Source organism: Symmachiella macrocystis (genome assembly GCF_007860075.1).
Taxonomy (GTDB): Bacteria; Planctomycetota; Planctomycetia; order Planctomycetales; family Planctomycetaceae; genus Symmachiella; species Symmachiella macrocystis.
In genome coordinates, this window is record NZ_SJPP01000002.1 from 967656 (window position 1) to 984651 (window position 16996).

At 57.0% G+C, this 16996-nt stretch carries 13 protein-coding genes; 8 read left to right on the plus strand and 5 right to left on the minus strand.

Features of this window, described 5'->3' with window-relative positions; translation table 11 throughout:
• The first annotated feature begins 134 nt into the window (after positions 1-134).
• Entirely contained in the window at positions 135-1277 is a 1143-nt protein-coding gene (gene metK, locus CA54_RS21775; protein ID WP_146373074.1) for a methionine adenosyltransferase, read from the plus strand.
• A 160-nt stretch (positions 1278-1437) separates the two neighbouring features.
• Complete coding sequence (locus CA54_RS21780) at positions 1438-2331, plus strand: hypothetical protein (RefSeq protein ID WP_146373075.1); 894 nt, start codon at positions 1438-1440, stop codon at positions 2329-2331.
• 164 nt (positions 2332-2495) lie between these two features.
• Here CA54_RS21780 and CA54_RS21785 read toward each other — a convergent pair whose 3' ends face one another.
• Complete coding sequence (locus CA54_RS21785) at positions 2496-2918, minus strand: hypothetical protein (protein ID WP_146373076.1); 423 nt, start codon at positions 2916-2918, stop codon at positions 2496-2498.
• A 113-nt stretch (positions 2919-3031) separates the two neighbouring features.
• Here CA54_RS21785 and CA54_RS21790 point away from each other — a divergent pair, with 113 nt between their 5' ends.
• Positions 3032-4348 (plus strand): hypothetical protein, encoded by a 1317-nt coding sequence (locus CA54_RS21790; RefSeq protein ID WP_146373077.1) that lies wholly within the window; start codon positions 3032-3034, stop codon positions 4346-4348.
• A 217-nt stretch (positions 4349-4565) separates the two neighbouring features.
• On the opposite strand, the gene CA54_RS21795 is transcribed toward CA54_RS21790, so the two are convergent.
• The 3 genes from CA54_RS21795 to CA54_RS21805 all read right to left on the minus strand — a co-directional run bounded on the left by CA54_RS21795 (position 4566) and on the right by CA54_RS21805 (position 7718).
• A complete protein-coding gene (locus CA54_RS21795; protein WP_146373078.1) occupies positions 4566-5852 on the minus strand; it encodes a hypothetical protein in 1287 nt (428 codons plus the stop codon).
• A gap of 404 nt (positions 5853-6256) precedes the next feature.
• On the minus strand, positions 6257-6571 hold the full coding sequence (locus CA54_RS21800) for a hypothetical protein (RefSeq protein ID WP_231963157.1): 315 nt from the start codon (positions 6569-6571) through the stop codon (positions 6257-6259).
• 127 nt (positions 6572-6698) lie between these two features.
• Positions 6699-7718, minus strand: coding sequence for an isocitrate/isopropylmalate dehydrogenase family protein (locus tag CA54_RS21805; RefSeq protein WP_146373080.1), 1020 nt, complete (start codon positions 7716-7718; stop codon positions 6699-6701).
• Positions 7719-7990: 272 nt separating this feature from the next.
• Between CA54_RS21805 and CA54_RS21810 the strand changes: the two genes are divergently transcribed.
• The 5 genes from CA54_RS21810 (at position 7991) to CA54_RS21830 (ending at position 16136) form a co-directional block, all read left to right on the plus strand.
• On the plus strand, positions 7991-9376 hold the full coding sequence (locus CA54_RS21810) for a DUF1501 domain-containing protein (protein WP_146373081.1): 1386 nt from the start codon (positions 7991-7993) through the stop codon (positions 9374-9376).
• Between the two features lie 116 nt (positions 9377-9492).
• Complete coding sequence (locus CA54_RS21815; RefSeq protein ID WP_146373082.1) at positions 9493-12837, plus strand: PVC-type heme-binding CxxCH protein; 3345 nt, start codon at positions 9493-9495, stop codon at positions 12835-12837.
• 1173 nt (positions 12838-14010) lie between these two features.
• Positions 14011-14520 carry a CBS domain-containing protein gene (locus tag CA54_RS21820; RefSeq protein ID WP_146373083.1) on the plus strand — a complete coding sequence of 170 codons (510 nt, stop codon included), beginning with the start codon at positions 14011-14013 and terminating at the stop codon, positions 14518-14520.
• A gap of 342 nt (positions 14521-14862) precedes the next feature.
• Entirely contained in the window at positions 14863-15069 is a 207-nt protein-coding gene (locus tag CA54_RS21825; RefSeq protein ID WP_146373084.1) for a hypothetical protein, read from the plus strand.
• 392 nt (positions 15070-15461) lie between these two features.
• Positions 15462-16136, plus strand: coding sequence for a transposase (locus CA54_RS21830; RefSeq protein ID WP_197532703.1), 675 nt, complete (start codon positions 15462-15464; stop codon positions 16134-16136).
• 414 nt (positions 16137-16550) lie between these two features.
• Here CA54_RS21830 and CA54_RS21835 read toward each other — a convergent pair whose 3' ends face one another.
• The gene (locus CA54_RS21835) at positions 16551-16976 is read right to left on the minus strand and encodes a PGPGW domain-containing protein (RefSeq protein ID WP_146373086.1); all 426 of its coding nucleotides are present in this window, start codon (positions 16974-16976) and stop codon (positions 16551-16553) included.
• Positions 16977-16996 lie beyond the last annotated feature (20 nt).

Genomic DNA, 16996 nt, shown 5'->3' on the forward strand with positions numbered 1-16996 from the left:
AACGATCCGCGGGTCAGTTCATTGATAATCAGTGGCTCCAATTCGGCTTGATTGAGCAATGCTCGACTCGGTCACTGAACTTTCCCACTTCCCCCAAATAATTCACCACAACGCTTTTTGTTACGGAGTGCCGCATGGCCAACTACTTATTTACCAGTGAATCGGTCAGCAACGGACACCCGGACAAAGTCTCCGACCAAATCTCCGACGGCATCCTGGACGCCCTGCTCGAGCAGGATCCCGCTTCGCGCGTGGCTTGCGAAACACTCTGCACGACCGACTTAGTCGTCCTGTCGGGCGAAGTGACCTCCAATGCGAACATTCACCACGAAGAAATCGTCCGCAACGTCTGCCGCGATATTGGCTATACCGACACCGACATTGGCTTCGATGCGGAATCGTGCCGGATCTTCTTGGCACTGCACAGCCAAAGCGGCGACATTGCCCAAGGCGTGGACCGCGACGGAGCCGGCGACCAAGGGTTGATGTTCGGCTACGCCTGCGATCAAACCCCCGAATTGATGCCGCTGCCCATCGCGCTGTCACACCGAATTTTGAATCGCCTCACCCAGGCCCGCAACGACGGAACCGTGGATTGGTTGCGGCCCGATAGCAAAAGCCAAGTCACAATCGAATACGACGGCAGCCGCCCGGTCCGCTGCAGCGCAGTGGTCGTTTCCACGCAACATGCCGACAGCGTCGAACAAAATGAAATCAGCGACTTCGTCATTTCCGAAATCATCGCCAAGGAAATCCCGGCGGAGTTGATGGAAAAAACGCCGCAATACCACATCAACCCGACCGGACGTTTCGTAGTCGGCGGGCCGCACGGCGATACCGGATTGACGGGCCGCAAAATCATCGTCGACACCTACGGCGGTTGGGGACGACACGGTGGTGGCGCGTTCAGCGGAAAAGACTCCACCAAGGTCGACCGCAGCGCCGCCTATATGGCACGGCACGTCGCCAAAAATGTGGTCGCAGCCGGTTTGGCCAAAGAGTGCGAAGTGCAATTGGCCTACGCCATCGGCGTCGCCGATCCGGTCAGCGTGCATGTCGAAACCGGCGGAACCAACACTGTGCCTGAGGAAAAAATTGTCGCCGCTGTTCGCGAACTCTTTCCGCTCACCCCCAAAGGCATCATTGAATACCTCGACCTGCGACGACCGATCTTCCGCAAAACAGCCGCCGGCGGACACTTCGGACGCAACGATCCTGACTTCACCTGGGAAGCCACCAACAAAGCCGCTGACCTAAAGAGCGCCGCGAGCGCATAAGAGTTTGTTGAAAGAGGGTGCCACTGGCGGCTTGCCCGCCAGTGCAAATCAAGCGACTGATAGGATCAGTGCTGAAGCAGTACCCAATTGAATTCTGGCCAGCACAACGGCCAGTTGCCGCGTTTGACAACTTCCACATCCACAACCACGGAGGCGAGGGATGGGCGCGTTTATCGGACAGTTGATCGACGGACGCGAGCGATGGCTGACTTGGAAGTCAGCCGTGGCTGGCACGTTCTGGTGCGGGCTCAATTTGATTGCCTTAACCGTCTTCGCCCGCTGGTTAGCCGGCGCATTTTCCGCCGGCCCCCCCACTGCAGTGGTCTGCGCGACAGCCGTGCTGTTAACGGTCGTAGGGCTCGGCTCTAATGCGTTGTTCCATCAACTCGATTTTCGCGGCGAGCACTGGTTGTGGGGCGCCTTACCGGCGTTTCTAACACTCTTTCCTCTCATGGTGCTGCTGATCGTGATCCCCGATAGTGCCGCCAGCGCCTGGTGGTTCTCAGCCACCGTCGTCTGCGTGAGCGTGGTCACAGTGTTCGCGTTGGAAACAACGTTTCGACACCGACAGCAAAACACCCGTGAAGTAGCCGTCCCCAAAATCCTGGACACCAAAACCGAACCTATCGTCGCCGACAACGACATCGATACCCAACTCGAAGCACGACTCGCAGGAACGATTTCCACCGCAGGCCCCATCGAAACGGAGAACGAAGAAATGCCGTGGCACGCCCCTGAAGTTTCACAATGGATGACACGTAGCGACGCCGACGATGGGAGCGTCACCGTAGAAGGGGTAACGATCGCCAAATTCGCCGCAGGACAAAACCGTGCCAACGTGCACCTCACCTTTTGCCCCCCCCTGCCCGTCTCGCCGCAAATTGAATGCGAAACGGTCGACGGCGACGAAGTCCGTATCAAAGTCGCCGCTGTCTTCCCGCACGGCGCCCGCATCGAACTGACCCGCCCGGCACACGACAATCAAGACGCCCCAATCGCCATTGGTTACTTCGCGCACACCGAGCAAAATCAATCCATCGAAGCAGCCGCCTAACTCACCGGCCAGCATGGTTCGTCAGACGCATTTTTTTTGGCCAACGGCCAATTCACACCCTAGCCCTGGGAAATGGGTCGACATAGATTGCGATAGCTGAAGGCCACACACAAGATTTCGCAAATCGCGAAACCGACCGTCGGCCAACACACTGGGTCAATCGATCACCCACCACGGATTTCCAAGGCCACCGCAGCCCACAAGCCCCCCGGTTGTTCGTTCCCACCATGGAAGGTCACGTCGACGGTCAATAAATTTCGCGGCTGCAACAGCGATTTGATTTCAAACTCAAACGGCCCCGCTGGGCCGCCCCCCGCTGTGCCCAACTGCGTGTCATTCAAGTGGACGACCGCATCCCCGCCGATTTCTTCAAAAATCACATACACCCGCTCGTGCGGATCGAGGTTGGTCGGGCAATTGAAATGACGTTCGTACCGGACTCCTCCCCGATAATCGGCGAAACAATCTTGCCAACTGGCCGGCAATTTAATGCGGCCTTCAACGGCCGGCACGTTCGATTCGCTGTCGCTATCATGCAAGCGATATTGCCACGGACCTTTGAGATGCATGCGGTGTGCGTTGGACATATTGCTGTGACAATTCCCTCTCGGTGAAAAATCCTTCTTGACCGCTGATTTTCGTTTCGCCTACAGTTCCTGGCGTTCCCAGCAGTATCCCAGACTATAAGACAGCGACTCCGATGCCCACAACCGAGCCAACCACGAAATACCAATGCCCCGGCGAACGGGGATTGATTTCACAATCGGTGCATCTGGCGCGGCTGTCGGCGTTTTATCCCGCTTGTCGCGAATGCGTGCATCGTCACGATACGGGACAAATCCCGCCGCGAACCGTCGTACATCTCAAAGAAACGGAAAACCGCGTCCAACGTGCCAGCTTGCTCACCGACGAAGGGGTTCGCGGAATTTACTTAAACGAACTCAACCGCGAACGCGCGGCGGCCTATGCGGCGGGGTTGGCGGGATTGTTGTGGCGCAGCTCACCGCTCAAAGCCCGCGAAGGTCTGCACGCACCGATGGACATCTCTTCGGTGAGACTCGGACCGATGGTGGTGGTGGGATTCGACGAGCGGCCCAGTTCGCCCGATATTGCTGTCGGCGTGGTGCGCGCCCTGCGAACAATGAGCTGCCGCGTGATCGACGTCGGCCAAGTAACGCGGCCCTGTTTTTCATTTGCCGTCAATCACATGCAAGCCACTGCGGGCGTCTTCGTCACCGGAGCAGGCTGCAGCCCTGTCTGGACCGGATTGGAGTTTGAAGCCGCCGGCGCCGTCCCCATCTCTACCGGGACGAAGTTAAACGAGATCGAACAATTGGCCGACGGTCCCAACCCGCGACCGAGCCGTCAAGCCGGACAACTGCGTGCGTTTCATGCGGCCCTCCCTTACGAAGCCGCACTGGGAAAACATTTTCACGCGCTGCGACCACTAAAAGTCGTCTGCGGTTGCTGTAGCGACTTGGTCGGAGACCTGCTCACCCGCACCTTTGAAAAACTCCCCTGCGAATTGTTCTTCACCAAGACATCGCTACGGCAACGCGGTCCGCTGGCGGCCGGGGATGCCGACTATGAATTGCTCGCCGACGAAGTCCGATTACACCGCGCGCACCTGGGCTTGCTCATCGAAGACGATGCCCGCACCTGCCATGTTTTGGACGAACGGGGCGAAATCATAGCGCCGCTCGACATCACCCGCTTGCTCCTCCGCTATATGCAAACGCAACATCCCGGGGAACCGGTTGTTGAGGAGGAATCCGTTGCCGCACAAGTCCCCGGCGCGATTGCCTGCAACGCAACGTCCGAGTCGATGTCACGCACCATGACCGACAATTCAGCGGTCTACGGCGGCAGCGCTACGTCGGGGCGCTACTGGTTCCGGGAATCCTCTCCCACCTGCGACGCCGTCTTAACGCTCGCCCGATTGCTGCAATTACTTAGCCGCAGCGATGCCGAGTTTTCGCGCGTGGTCGAGTCCCTGGAACGCAACGCGGCCGTTTAGCCATTTCCGATAGCCTGCATAGCGCATCGGCGACAAATCAAAAATCGCTGCCGCCTACGGCGTGACCGGTTTCCCCAAATACATTCTCATCGGCCGCGAAGGCAAAATCCTCGCCACCAACGCCGGCGCCGTTGGCAACGCGCTTAAGAAAGCACTGGAGGTCGACGGCGAATAGCCGCTGCGAAATGCCTAGCGCCGCTGTGAAATAGCCAAAGTCCTATTTCCCGGTTCCCAGCTGTTTCATTTTCGAGGGACGCACATAGCGAATCTCCCGGCTGCCAGAGAATTGGATTTTGGCCTCCCCGTCCGAGCGCTGTCCTAAATAGATCGCCCGGAAGTGTTGATTCATCGATTCATCAAAATAACCAACCGCAGCACCCTGACGAGGCATGCGATTTGCGGAATAGGATTCGCGATAAGTCGAAGCCAGCGGCTTGCGCATCGCTTCCACCGGCAAGGCGGCGTTGGGCATCTCTTGCATGTCTTGTTGCGCTGTCGTTTTGGCTTTCGCTAACCCTTCGCCGGAAAGCCGCTGGACATTGATGGACACCGTCAACTTCTTGCCACCTTCGACAAGCGTATACGTCCCCCGTAGACTGGCCATCAATCCACGCGACTTATCAAAAATTCCGCTAGACGAGTAAACTGCGGAGAAGTTGTCCGCTTTGTTTTCAAAGCCTCGTCGTATGTTGAGTTGCACACTCGAACCTCCCAACGGTTTGGCGGTGACTGACGAGAACGATTTGCCTTGGCTTCCTGACCCTGTGAACCCGCGCCAGATTGTCGGCCCATCCGCAGAGTGCGTCAGTACGGCATTCTCACTCTTGCCTTCCTTGCCGTCTTCGGCATAAGGCAGATGCGGTATCACAAGCTGGCGAAGGGTCACGAATTCATCCATCAGATAGGGCAAATCCACGTCGCCGACCGCCGGATGTCCCCCTGCCCCCAGATTTTTCGATTCCAGATTCTGCACCGACTGGAGCCAATAATCTTGCCGCGCGAGATGCCGAAAGTTTTCCTCATCAGTTTTTTTGCGCAAGTGCCGAAATCGTCCGACGACCAGCATGGTCGATTTGCTCCCATTTCGATATCGCACTTGGTACAGCGGTTGCCCCACGATCCGTTTCTCCACGCCACCCACCCTCCAGGCCAATTGGACGGAGTACGCAAATTTCTGCCCGGTCGCGACGCGATAACCAAACGCTGGTCCTGCTGTGCTGACTCGGGAGGTCGACCGTTTGCGTGTCAATCGACTTCGCGTGGACCGATTCCTCGTGGAGCGACGACGACTATTTTTTGAGCGCGACTTTTCCATTTCGCGCTGCTTCTTTTCCATTTCCCGCCGCGCCTTCTCAATTTCCGCGCGAATCGCATTCCGATCAAGCTTCTTGCCCGCCCCGCCCAGGCCTTTGCCAAGCTGTCCTGGCAAATCGGCTTGAACGCGTATGTTGATCGTGAGCGTAAGCACTATGGCGATGCAGACCACTAGGCTCACTCGACGCATGCGCAGATTCCGCGAAGTCTTGGCGTGTCGTTTCACAGCTCATTTCTCCCACTCTGGAAATTAAAGGGCCCGACAACATCAACCGCTTGATCCGTTGCCCTCTAAGCAAGTATCAGCCGAGATTCTGCAGCGACACCCAGTGAGCCAAAGTCTGATCACAGATCGGATGTAATCTCAACGGGTATTAACGGCATTAGTGGTTCTATGGCGCCGCTGAAGAGGACCGTGACCTGGAATGACCACTAAAGTCGACACGATTTCCATCGCTGATCAAGTAGGTCCGGCTGTACCGGACAATAGCGGGTTCGAAGTATAGTTGCAGAATGGGACAGCTATTCTTCAGAACGCCCAACCGGGAATGGCCGGTGAAACCGGCCCTACTTCTACTGCATTCGCCGCATACGTTACGGTTCAGGGTCGAAGCTCATGCCATCACCATCTTCGACAGAAAACTTTTCCGTGTCGACAGCGGGATCACAGTCGTCGCGCTCAGTGATTTTGATAACAACTTCATCCCCGACCTGTAGGGGCAACTTCTGCCATCGGCGCATTTCGCCGACCTTATGCACGCCGAGCACATCCGCGTAAATTTGCTCGACAAATGTCGTACCGTGATCTTGCAGATGTATGTGATGCACCGTCGCCTGTAAAGCCCCTGCATCGCCGATGCCGGCAGTGTATTTGTGAGTTCCATTCACTGACACGTCAAAAACGACCATGAGCTGCTCCGGATCTATGTTTTCGTGGGTCCAGTTGTGCCGGAGGAATGCGGGTTCGACACGCAATTGTGCTTTTTAAACACGACTCGTCAGGCCGCCCAAACGATAACGGCCGGTGAAACCGACCCTACGCCTCGTCTTGCAAACGCTCGACAACTGCTGCCACTGCAGCGGCGTATTCGGAGGTCGTCGCGTTACCGCCTAAGTCGCCCGTGATCGTCTTGCCCTCGGCCAAAACCGTATGCACCGCATGTTCGATATTGGCGGCCGCTTCCAGCTGCCGTAGATGCCGCAGCATCAATGCCCCACTCAATATCAGCGCCGTCGGATTCGCGATGCCTTGGCCGGCGATGTCCGGGGCCGAGCCATGAACCGCTTCAAAGACAGCGCAGTGGGTCCCAATGTTCGCGCTCGGGGCAACACCCAACCCACCCACCAGACCGCTGGTCAGGTCCGAAATGATATCGCCAAACAGATTCTCCATTACCAACACATCAAAACTCTCCGGCCGCATAACCAGCCGCATAGCCGTCGCGTCGACGATGTATTCCTCCAATTCGATTTCGTGATAATCCTTCGCCACGACCCGTGCCACATCCAAAAACAACCCATCGCTCAGCTTGAGAATGTTAGCCTTATGGACCACGGTCACTTTTTTGCGGCCGTATTGCCGAGCGGTCTCGAATGCGAACCGCACGATCCGTTCCGAAGCTTCATAGGTGATCACCCGCAAACTTTCGATCACCCCGGGAATCACCTCGTGCTCCAATCCGCTGTAGAGCCCTTCGGTGTTTTCGCGGATTACAATCAAATCGACATTGTCATACCGCGATTTGACACCCGGCATCGTTTTGGCGGGGCGATAGTTCGCATACAGCTTCAGTTCTTTGCGGAGCTTCACATTCACCGACGAGAACCCCTTCCCCACCGGCGTCGTAATCGGACCTTTCAGAGCGACGCCGTTACGACGAATCGAGTCCAGCGCCGGTTCGGGCAAGGCCGTGCCGTACTTCTCGATCACATCGCCGCCCGCTTCCTGCACATCCCAATCGATGGTAAAGCCGGTCGCCTCGATCACAGTCCGGGCAGCCGCGGTCACCTCCGGCCCAATACCGTCCCCGGGAAGGAGTGTCACTGTATAACTCATCGTTGTCTCTCCAGCACGAATGCGGAATCACGAAATGCTGATTCCGTGCAAGAAATGGTCGCAGGCAACATTGTATGACGGACCGCGTGTCGCGTCGACCAGGCGGTCTCGGTTTTTATTAGGCGCTGATGCGTGTCATTCACCGCTACGAATGACGACGTGACTCTCGGATTGGCCGCGGGGTCCGATTGTGCCAGGTTCGATCGACACGTATAATCAAACTTAGATTTGTTCTCGTCCTCTATCGACGCTGGATTGCCCAAGGACTCTTCATGGCGAAGTCGCAAAAAATTGCTCCCTCGATCGGCGGAGGCTGTACGCCGGTTGTCTCGCGGCGGCATTTGTTGCAAATCGGCGGACTGGGAATGGCGGGGCTGTCGCTACCGCGATTATTGCAAGCCGAAGCGGAGAGCGTCGACATTCCCCCCCAAGCCGATGCCTGCATCCTCATTTTCTTAAACGGCGGCCCCAGCCATCTCGACATGTGGGACATGAAGCCGGATCAAGCAGAGGGAATTCGCGGTGAGTTCTCTCCCATCGCCACCAGCGTACCGGACGTACAATTCAGCAATATGCTCCCCCGCTCCGCACAGTGGATGCACGAAGCAACCTTGGTGCGGTCCATGCACCACAGCGTGAACAATGCCCATGCGGCGGCCGTCTATTGCTCGCTCACCGGACATGATCGCGGCGAAATTGGAGGCGGCGCCAAACCGGACGACTACCCCGCCCCCGGCTCAGTGATGGCCATGCTGCGGCCCTCGGATCGTTCCATTGTGCCGCAAGTCACCTTGCCCTACATCACCAAGGAAGGAGCCAAAGGTCCGCCACAGCCCGGATTTTTCGGCGGCTTCATCGGTCGCGGTTATGACCCGCTGTTCGTACTCAAGGACCCCAATCAGAAGAACTTCTCGATTCCCGAATTGACATTATTGGCCGACGTTTCCAACACACGTCTCGATTCCCGCCGCGATCTGTTCCGACGCTTGGACGACACGGTCGGGAAAACCGTCAACGACCGCGGTGTGATCGGCATGAACGACTTCCAACAAAAGGCGTTTGACCTGCTGTCCTCGAAGGCAACACAAGCCGCCTTTCAAATCGCCGACGAACCCGCCGCGGTCCGCGACTCCTACGGACGCAACATCTACGGACAAAGCGTCTTGCTCGCGCGACGTCTGCTCGAAGCTGGAACGCGGATGGTCACCCTCTCCTGGGCGCCCGATGCCAATGCCACCTGGGACACGCACGGCAACAACTTCGGCAAACTAAAAAACACGCTGCTGCCCCAATTCGACGCCGCCTATGCCAGCCTGTTGGACGACCTCAAACAACGCGGCATGTTAGACCGAACCATCGTAGCCGTCTTGGGCGATTTCGGTCGTTCTCCCAAGGTCAACGCAAATGCCGGCCGCGACCATTGGAACTATTGCTATTCCGTACTCATGGCCGGTGGCGGATTCCGCCGCGGTTATGTGCATGGCGCCAGCGACGCGACCGGTGCGTTTCCCTCCCGCGCGCCGCTCATTCCCGGCGACATCATTGCCACGATCTATCGACTGCTGGGCGTGCAACACAATCGCATGATTTACGACCTGCTCGGCCGCCCGCATCGCCTCGTCCCGTCCGGCAACGTGACCAACGAACTGATCACGTAATGCCTCCCGGTGCGCTAGATGCCAGGCCCCTCAAAAATCCAGGGGCGAATGCTATTTTCGTCTATTCACCGATCTGAATCCCTATCAACAACACGAATTATTCTTGCGTATCCATCATGCATCACTTTTCCCGTCTGATACTCGCTGTTCTGCTTGTTACGGCAAACTCTTACTTCCTCACCGCAGCCGAGCCAAGCACCGGTGAGATTTATGATCCGCCCGTAGCCAAAGCGTCCAACGCAGGGGCCGCGGCGATTGAGGGCATGGAGATCCCCGCAGGATTCCGCGTCGAACTATTCGCCGCTGAACCACTGTTGGCCAATCCGGTCGCGTTTTGCATCGACGAACAGGGACGATTTTTCGTCGCCGAAACCTTCCGGCATCACGCCGGCGTGACCGACACGCGTGGACACATGTATTGGCTCGACGACGACCTCGCCTGCCGCACCGTCGCGGATCGCGTGGCGATGTATAAAAAACATTTCTCCCCCGAGGTCTTCGACAGCTACGGCCTAGAACATGACCGCGTGCGGATGATCGTCGATAGCGATGGCGACGGACGTGCCGACAAAGCCACGGTCTTTGCCGACGGATTCAACGACCGCGCCGTAGGCATCGGCGCCGGTGTCCTCGCCCGCGACGGCAAACTTTGGTACGCCTGTCTGCCCGACCTGTGGCAATTGGAGGACACCGACGGCGATGGCCGCGCGGATGTCCGGGAATCACTGCACACCGGATACGGCATTCACGTTGGATTTTTAGGGCACGACCTGCACGGATTACGCTTCGGTCCCGATGGTCGATTGTACTTCAGTATCGGCGACCGCGGCATCAACATTCAGACCGAGGGGCGGCATCTGTTTTATCCCGACACCGGCACAGTCCTCCGTTGTGAGCCGGACGGTTCAAACTTAGAGGTCTTCGCCAGCGGCCTGCGCAATCCGCAAGAATTGGCATTCGATGATTTTGGAAACCTGTTCACGGTCGATAACAATTCCGACTCCGGCGATAAAGCGCGGCTGGTCTATATCGTCGAAGGGGGCGACAGCGGTTGGCGGATTGGATTTCAATTCATCACCTCCCCCACGTCGCGCGGACCCTGGAACGCGGAAAAACTGTGGCACCCAAAATTCGACGGACAAGCCGCCTACCATCTGCCACCACTGGTGAATCTGGCCGATGGACCATCCGGACTGACCTATTATCCCGGCACAGGTCTGCCGCAGCGATATAACGGCCACTTCTTCCTCTCCGACTTTCGTGGTTCAACAGCCATCAGCGGAGTGCGTTCATTCGCAGTCGAACCGGACGGAGCGTCCTACAAAATCGCCGACGAACACAAGTTCCTCTGGCAACTATTAACGTCCGATGTCGAATTCGGCGACGACGGAAATCTGTATCTGCTCAACTGGGTCAATGGCTGGGAAAAAACCGGCAAAGGCCGCATCTATAAAGTCTTCGACCCCAAAACCCGCGCCGAGCCGATCGTGGCGGAGGTCCTCGCCCTCACCCGCGCCGGCATGTCGTCGCGATCCAATGAAGAGTTACAAACGCTGCTCGGCCATCCCAATCAGCGAATTCGCCAAGCCGCACAATTCGAGTTGGCAGCGCGTCCCGCCGCAGAAGCAGTTTCCGTTTTCACCACTGTCGCACAAAACCCCGCCAAACGCCTCGCGCGGCTGCACGCGATTTGGGGACTCGGCCAGATCCTCCGCGTCAAACACCTCAAGCCGGCGTTCGCGACCTTGGTCGCGCTGCTGAGCGACGACGATGCGGAAGTCCGCGCCCAGGCGGCAAAGACGATTGGTGACACCAAAGACAACACCTCCGCCCGCAGCGCATTGATCACCTTACTGAGCGATCCCGCCCCGCGCCCTCGTTTCTTCGCAGCGCTGGCACTGGGAAAAATGTCTGGTGAAAACAAGACGATCCAACCGCTGCTAGAAATGTTGCGCGCCAACAACAACCAAGATCGCTATCTGCGGCACGCCGGTGTGGTCGGCTTGGCAGCCCTTGAGGAAGCGGATTTATTGAAACATGCCGATGACAATTCCGCAGCGGCACGGATGGGAATTCTCTTAGCGCTGCGGCGGTTGGAAAGCCCGGCGATTGCCACTTTTCTAAATGATGCCGACCCTCTACTGGTCGTCGAAGCAGCTCGCGCCATCAACGACGTGCCCATCAATCCCGCCTTCCCGGAATTGGCCGCTGTAGCGGGATCGCAGCGCCCCGAATTCCTGACCGACGAGGCACTGCAAAAGCGGATTATCAATGCGAATTTCCGATTAGGCGAGCTGTCGAACGCCAAAGCGCTTTCCGGCATCGCTTTGAACGAATCGCTGCCCGATGTGATCCGCACCGAAGCCCTCTTGGCACTGGCCGATTGGCAATCTCCCAACGGCAAAGATCGCGTCACTGGCTTATGGCGGCCATTGCCTGCACGGGCTATCCAAGACCTAGCAGCCACGATCGACACGGACCTCAGCGCGCTACTGCAAAGCAATGCCTCCCCAAACGTCAAAGTCGCAGCGGTGAACGTGCTGAGCAAATTTGGCGGCCCGACATGGGGGCCGCAACTCCTGGCACTCGTCAGCGATTCCGCACAGCTGGCAAAGTTGCGTGCCGAATGTCTACGGGCGTTGGCAGCCATCGATGCCCAGGAACTCCCCGGCGCCGTCGCCTTGGCCATTGAGGACAAAGACGCAAACGTGCGTAACACCGGCCGCGAACTATTGGCCAAAACCGCCCCCGACCGAGCCGTCCCGCTACTCGCCGAGACCGTCACAAACGGCTCACTACGGGAACAACAGACCGCCTTGGAAACGCTCGGCCACATCAAATCCGCCGCCGCCGATGATCTGTTGCTGAACTTACTCGCCGAGGTAGCGGCCGACAGTATCGCCGAGAACATCCGCTTAGACGTCCGACAAGCAGCCGGCCAACGTCAGCGCGCGGACGTAGTGGCCGCAGTGCAACAACACAACGCAGCACTCGGCAACGAGGATCCGGTTGCGTTGCATCGCGACGCACTCACCGGTGGTGATGCGGGGCGAGGTAAAAAAATCTTCTTCGAACGCACAGCGGTCTCCTGCATGCGTTGCCACAAAATCGGTGGAAAAGGGGGCGACGTCGGTCCCGATTTGTCAGCGATCGGTCAGCAGCAAAAGCGGCAATACATTCTCGAAGCCCTTGTGAATCCCAATACGGCGATTGCCAAAGGCTATGAAACTTCGATTCTGGTCCTAGAGTCGGGCAAGACGCTCGCAGGGATCGTGAAGGAAGAAGACGCCACCCGGCTAAAACTGATGACCTCCGATGGCAAAACCATCACGGTGCCAATTGCTCAAATCGAAGAGCGCGTGAAAGGCAAGTCAGCCATGCCCGAGGATCTGACCAAGCAGCTCACGCCATTCGATCTCCGCGACCTCGTGGAATTTCTCGCGACACAAAAGGACAAATAGACGGCACAGTTTTTTTTGAAAAAAACGCAATCCGGCAACATCTTCTCATTTGCCGCGCCGCCAAACGTGGCCTACGGTTTAGTTAGATAAGTCTGTCAACTCTCTAACTTCACTTCACGTTCTTTACGGGCCATACTTCGAGGCCAGTGTCAGATATGAACGCTCCCTGTCAACAGTGGGTGTTCTGATCGGCCAATACGTTTTGGTCGCTGGTATCACCACTTGGCATCGGCCTCACCCATTGAGGAGAAACTCCGATGAGAGTATTCCGTTCACGTATTCACCAATTGGCGGACTGGCGCAGGCACGGGGTTGTCCATTGCGTACTAGCAACCAGCTTATTCCTCGCAGCCACGTTGTGCAGTCTTTCGCTCGAATACTGGTCAAATCGCACATTCCATCTCGTGGCAACAACATTCAACGGGATGACCTGGGAATCATATCGTAACTTGGCGTTAATCACAGTGTTTTTAGGTTGGGTGTTATCGCGGACCCCGGAACGACAAACGACCCATCGTCGCCCGTTCCGTCCCTAGCGGCGTCTCGTCGCTAGGCCATTGTCGGAATGCAGTTTCTGACGGTGGCCGCTGCTGGTCGGCCGAATTCTGCACCGGTCTAAAAACCGGGAGCCTGCTACGGTCGCCCGCCGGCTATCCTCCGCGCGCGTATAGACTTTCGATAATCTGCACAGATCGACAACTACGGTAGTCAACAGTGGGTGCCACGGGCGGTTCGTCCGCCGATGGCATTGCAACCCTAACATTAGGGTGGCTGGGGGAAGGATGCAGTTCGTCCCCATAGGCTGGACCGGGACGCACTAGCGAACCTCTCCCGCCGCCCGTCGGCGGACACGCCGCTCGTGGCACCCACTCTGACGGTTTTGAAGAAACCGCTCAATGCGTCCGGCAACCTCAGGCAGATCACCAACCATCGCCTGAAGGTCAGCACGGCGACGCCCTCCGGCTGAAATCCCCCAAGCCGGTCTAGTATCCCTGCCTGAGCGTATGGTAGAGTGATTCCAGATTTGCCGTTCACGTGAGGCGGCCCCAGACAAGACTGCTATGAAAGCCTGGCCGCCGTTGTGTAACGGCTACCGGGCTATTTTCGTTTCAGCAAGACCGCGAGCATCACATTCCCCCCGCGATCCGAGAACCGCACTGGAAGGAACACCCCATGACCAAGCCTGCAAACCAGAACATATTGGCACAAGATATTATGCAAACCGATGTCATCACCGTCGCCCCGACGGATAGCTTGCAAGAAACGATGACCATCTTGACCGAAAATCACGTCACCGGATTGCCGGTCATCGACAGCAAAAGTCGCTGCGTCGGCGTTGTGACCGCTGGAGACATTCTCAATTTCGAACAGGAACATGCGGAATTTGCCCAAGAAGCCAATTCCGACATGGCCCGGCATTTCGACCCGGAACGCCAACGCTGGGAAAGCGTGCGAGTCTCCGCCTTCGCATTGGAAGAATTTGCTGAAGTCCCCGTCAGCGAAGTCATGACCCGGGAACTCATTTCAGTGGGTCCCACAGCAACCGCCACCGAAGTCGCGCAATTGATGCTCGACAAAGACATCCACCGTGTATTAGTCCTCGACACGAATCAACGGCTGTTCGGAATCATCGTGGCCTTCGACTTTGTCGGTCTCTGGGCGGACTTCAAATCGCGCGCGTGACAAACATCGTAGTCCCACGGATTGCAAATCTGAATGGCGATCCGTCACTTTCAATAGCTGGAATTCTCCGAGTCATTTGATGTGCTGTTCCTGGCGCGGAGAGTGCGGACTTGCGGCAAACCGTTCGATCCTTCCATCGCTCAAATCCGACACAATCATCATCATCCGGTCGGACTGTCCCACATTGTCCAACAGATTACCGGCAACCAGTCGCCAAGCCCCCATTTTTTCCAGCAAACCCCCGAAATTTGCCCGCCACGCCCCATTTGAGATGCCAAACTAGTTTTGGAAGACCGGCATTCAAGGTGGATTGCCTCATTCGCAAGATGAGGCTCACAACCCGTGTGCGGTCAAACGGTCAAGAAATCACAATTCCTGCACGGATGTTGCGACCTCGATCCCAACCCCGGTGAAACCATGTTCGATTCCCCTGGCAAACTTTTGTTCCTCGTGGCTGTCTGTCTCGTCTTTGTGTTTTTCTTTGGGCAGATATTCAACATCGATGTCTTCGGTTCAGCCATCAAGTACATCAATAAGTGGACGAGCTAACACTCTGCCACAACAACTCAAAGCCCCCAGTTGCCCGTGCCCCCCCCTCCGCTTGGGCACCCGCGCAATCCATATCGGCCTCGCTGCTCTACCGCGCATTTCGCGGATTTGGGGGGAGCAGGCAGTTCCGATTGGCCAAAATTCCGCCGATTCCATCTTAGAACAGCATTTTTGCCAAAAAACCTCTCCTTTTTCCTCCAAACGTCTTAAAAGCGGGGTTGCAACGAATCCCGATTTTTAGTTTTATCCCGACCGGTCTTGAATCCTCGACTGTGTCGTTCAGGATGCAAGAAGCATCGTCCACGTTTTGGACAGGGTGGCAAAAACGGGACATGGAAAAGATGCACACTAGTATCACGGACGATTCGAGTGCTAAACCAGGAGAAACAAGGATGACGGAATTCCAGACGGAACTGGACAACGCCTGGCAAATGTCAGACGAACTGTGGCAACAGATTCACCCGCTGTTGCTGGAAGACTCGCCCCCCAAACGCACCGGACGCAAACGCGCCGATTGGCGGCGGATGATCAATGGCATCGTCTACCGCGTACAAACCGGATGCAAATGGAACAAACTGCCCAAACAGTTTGGTGACGACAGTACCGTGCACCGCTGGTACCAGCGGTGGTGCAAAAGCGGTATGATTCATAAGGTTTGGTCGAAAATCACGACGCATTGCGCCGAGCTAAGCGACCTGACTCCCGAATGGGCTGCGATTGTTTCCGCTCCGCCAGCAATTGCCGGCGTGGTGGGTCAAACAACAACGCCCGCAGCGATTCCCACAGCGACACCGGCAGCCGCCGAAGTCACACCCGAAGTCGCCGCCAGTGCCCCTTACGCACCGACTGTCGCCATCGCCCCGGAAACAGTTTCCGACAGCGAACCCTCGACACCGATTCCGACGCAAATTCCTGCAGCGGCATCGACCCCACAACCGCGTCCGCAGATCGCGGAAGAAACGCGACACGACTATCAACCCCCGGGCCATACGCCCGCCGCGAGTACTCCGGCTCAACCACAACACCAGCCCTACTCGCCAGAAGAATCCGATCGCCGCGCCGCCTAATCGGCCCAGCAATTGGACAAATAAAAAACCAAAATCCCACGCTAGCCCCCTCGGCCTGCGTGGGATTTTTTTATTGTAGGGTGCGTCGCGACGCACCTTTCTATGTAGGACAACAGATTCCCCCAATCAAATCAGCCCCCCAAGTGCCTACGATGGCTTGAGTGAACCAATCTAAAAGAAAAACCTCACGCAAAGCCGCAAAGCTCGCAAAGAGATATGCAATGTCAAAGCAGCTAGCAGCGGTTTAAATAGCTCACGCCCTACCTGCTCAAGCAATTTCCTTTTAAAAAAGTTATCCCCACCACGCAGCCGTCGTTCCTAAATCAGTTTATCCCGGTACCTCCTTGGCGAGCTTGGCGGCTTTGCGAGAGGCTTTTTTAATTCCCCGAAGGCAACAAGTCCCTATTAGAACAATCAATGACGCACACCGTCAGGCAGTTGCAACATCGGACGATCCGCTTTGCGACGGATCCAGCAGATCGGTCGCCAGACAATCGGATTCCGCAGTAAGGCGATCTCCAACCGCCGTTTGCCCGGAAAATTCAACAGGCTCAAACCGATGAACATCGTCAACAGCCCCTGCCCCGGCAAAAAGATCATCGCGATCCCCGCCGCCAACAGTACAACTCCCAGCAAATTCTTCAGGATCAGCAGCATCCAACGGACCGCGGGGTGCTGAGCCCGCCAACTTCCAGCGGCCGGTTGATCGGAAACAAAATAATCCGCCCGCATCCGCGTCACTAACACCGGAATGATGAGCAACGCCCCCACAAACGACACAACGGAAAGCGCGCCCAACCACCACCACAATTGTTCGTGGGCCGCAATCTGTTCCCACATAACCGTTCATCCTCCGTGCT

Coding starts and splice junctions, on each gene's coding strand:
- metK (WP_146373074.1), top strand. CDS start 135: ATGGCCAACTACTTATTTACCAGTGAATCGGTCAGCAACGGACACCCG.
- CA54_RS21780 (WP_146373075.1), top strand. CDS start 1,438: ATGGGCGCGTTTATCGGACAGTTGATCGACGGACGCGAGCGATGGCTG.
- CA54_RS21785 (WP_146373076.1), bottom strand. CDS start 2,918: ATGTCCAACGCACACCGCATGCATCTCAAAGGTCCGTGGCAATATCGC.
- CA54_RS21790 (WP_146373077.1), top strand. CDS start 3,032: ATGCCCACAACCGAGCCAACCACGAAATACCAATGCCCCGGCGAACGG.
- CA54_RS21795 (WP_146373078.1), bottom strand. CDS start 5,852: ATGCGTCGAGTGAGCCTAGTGGTCTGCATCGCCATAGTGCTTACGCTC.
- CA54_RS21800 (WP_231963157.1), bottom strand. CDS start 6,571: ATGGTCGTTTTTGACGTGTCAGTGAATGGAACTCACAAATACACTGCC.
- CA54_RS21805 (WP_146373080.1), bottom strand. CDS start 7,718: ATGAGTTATACAGTGACACTCCTTCCCGGGGACGGTATTGGGCCGGAG.
- CA54_RS21810 (WP_146373081.1), top strand. CDS start 7,991: ATGGCGAAGTCGCAAAAAATTGCTCCCTCGATCGGCGGAGGCTGTACG.
- CA54_RS21815 (WP_146373082.1), top strand. CDS start 9,493: ATGCATCACTTTTCCCGTCTGATACTCGCTGTTCTGCTTGTTACGGCA.
- CA54_RS21820 (WP_146373083.1), top strand. CDS start 14,011: ATGACCAAGCCTGCAAACCAGAACATATTGGCACAAGATATTATGCAA.
- CA54_RS21830 (WP_197532703.1), top strand. CDS start 15,462: ATGACGGAATTCCAGACGGAACTGGACAACGCCTGGCAAATGTCAGAC.
- CA54_RS21835 (WP_146373086.1), bottom strand. CDS start 16,976: ATGTGGGAACAGATTGCGGCCCACGAACAATTGTGGTGGTGGTTGGGC.